The organism is uncultured Phenylobacterium sp., from assembly GCF_902826855.1.
Classification (GTDB): domain Bacteria; phylum Pseudomonadota; class Alphaproteobacteria; order Caulobacterales; family Caulobacteraceae; genus Phenylobacterium.
This window is the reverse complement of record NZ_CADEGK010000387.1, coordinates 1-1,575: the sequence shown is the minus strand read 5'-3', so window position 1 is coordinate 1,575 and position 1,575 is coordinate 1. Positions and strand designations below refer to the sequence as shown.

At 67.2% G+C, this 1,575-nt stretch carries 2 protein-coding genes; one reads left to right on the top strand and one right to left on the bottom strand.

What is annotated here, in order from left to right; translation table 11 throughout:
• Nucleotides 1–207: 207 nt before the first annotated feature.
• Nucleotides 208–924 (bottom strand): hypothetical protein, encoded by a 717-nt coding sequence (locus tag QZV94_RS25045; RefSeq protein ID WP_293683216.1) that lies wholly within the window; start codon nt 922–924, stop codon nt 208–210.
• Nucleotides 925–1,046: 122 nt separating this feature from the next.
• Between QZV94_RS25045 and QZV94_RS25040 the strand changes: the two genes are divergently transcribed.
• A partial coding sequence (locus QZV94_RS25040; protein ID WP_293683214.1) for a hypothetical protein occupies nt 1,047–1,575 on the top strand: 529 nt, incomplete at its 3' end.

Genomic DNA, 1,575 nt, shown 5'->3' with positions numbered 1-1,575 from the left:
GTCCTGAAGCGCTGCAGCATCCCTCTTGCCCGCCGCGGCGAGCGAGACGGGGACAACCTCGGTCGTTCAAGCAGCGCACGCTCCTCGCCTCCGATCTCGCCTTGGCGAGAGCGGCCGTGCCAGCGAAGACTGCACAGCCACACGACAAGCCCTGTCGCGATGATCCGACCGGGTAGTGCGTCACCGCCACATTCTCCTTGTCCCAGGTCAGCCGCCAACCACGAGCGCATCGGGGATCTGGTAGACCTCGACCGCGCCGATCCGGATGATCTGGAGGTCGCCTTGGCGGGTCACCTGGAAGGCGGCATCGGAGTCGCTGCCGGAGGCGCGTCCCGCGGTGAAGAAGATCTTGCGCTGACCCCCGTCGGGCGTCTTCAGCTCGACCGCAGCGTCACCTCCACCGCGCCGGATGACGCCGGCCTTGCAGGGCCCAGTCTTGCCGCCGACGGACGTGACACATTTCACGTCTGCGGTCGCATGATAGGGCGTGCCCGCTACCCGCGCGTCGCGGCTCGGTCGAACCGCACTCGCGGCGCCCTTGACGGCGATGTTGAGCGTGTACCTGGCGGTTTCATTGCGGCGCGCGGCGCTGCGCATCAGGTAGACGCGTATCGTCGTGTTGCCGCTGGCCGGCAGGGCGCCGCTGAAATTGTTGCCGGCGGAGGATCCGATGAACATCGCCTCTCCGTTGCTGCCCGGCGCCATGACGTTGAAATAGGCCGATGCGTTGGTCGGCTTGAACGCCACCGTCAGCACCTGTCCGGCGCGGGCGTTGACGGTGTAGTCGATCGACTGATCGCCTTTGATGCTGCCCGTAATCGTCGATGCGCTGCTGCCCTTCTTGAAAACAACCGTGATCCGCTGTTGAGCAGTTGCGGGGAATCCCACGCAGATTCCGGCGAGGATGAGGGCGGCGAGATGCATTCTATTCATGTCAGTCTCATCTATGTTCAGAATTGTAGAGAGATCATTGCCAGCAACCGGCTCACGGGAGAGGTTTTGATACTATGAATGGTCAACGTCGTGGACTTCACCTGCCTTGCCTGTTGCTCCTATTGTCCGGGAGCGTCTGCGCTGCCCAGCCGGCGACGACGCCGCCTCCTATCGAGCAGCGGCAGGCCGACTGCGCCCGGCCGCAGTACGCGTCCGACGGGCTGGTTTGCGGTGACGCCGAGCTGACGATGCTCGATGCCGAGGTCGCTGGGCTGGCGCTTGCGACGCCGGCGCTCGCCGAGGGCGCGATCTGGGAAGATCAGGCCGCGTGGTTTCGCCGCCGCGGCCGGTGCGCGTTCGAAGCCGATCATCGCGGCTGCCTGGCGGCCGCCTATGCAGACCGGCGGTCCGTGCTCATGGCTGCGGCGGCCCCCTCGACCGGGCCTCTGACTTGCACCGGTCCATGGCGCGGCCGCAACCTTGCAGCCAGCCGTGTCGCGCCGGGGCGTCCCGTGACCATCCGCGAGAATGGCCGGCTGCTGGGTGTCGCGACCCAGGGGCGCGGAGGCTGGAAGCCCACGCTCGCGTGGCGCGCCGCCGGGCGCGGCAGCGCGCTCAGGGGACCTGACGGCGCGACATGCG

Excerpts from the sequence above, each read along its gene's own strand:
- QZV94_RS25045 (WP_293683216.1), bottom strand. The coding sequence starts at position 924 with ATGCATCTCGCCGCCCTCATCCTCGCCGGAATCTGCGTGGGATTCCCC.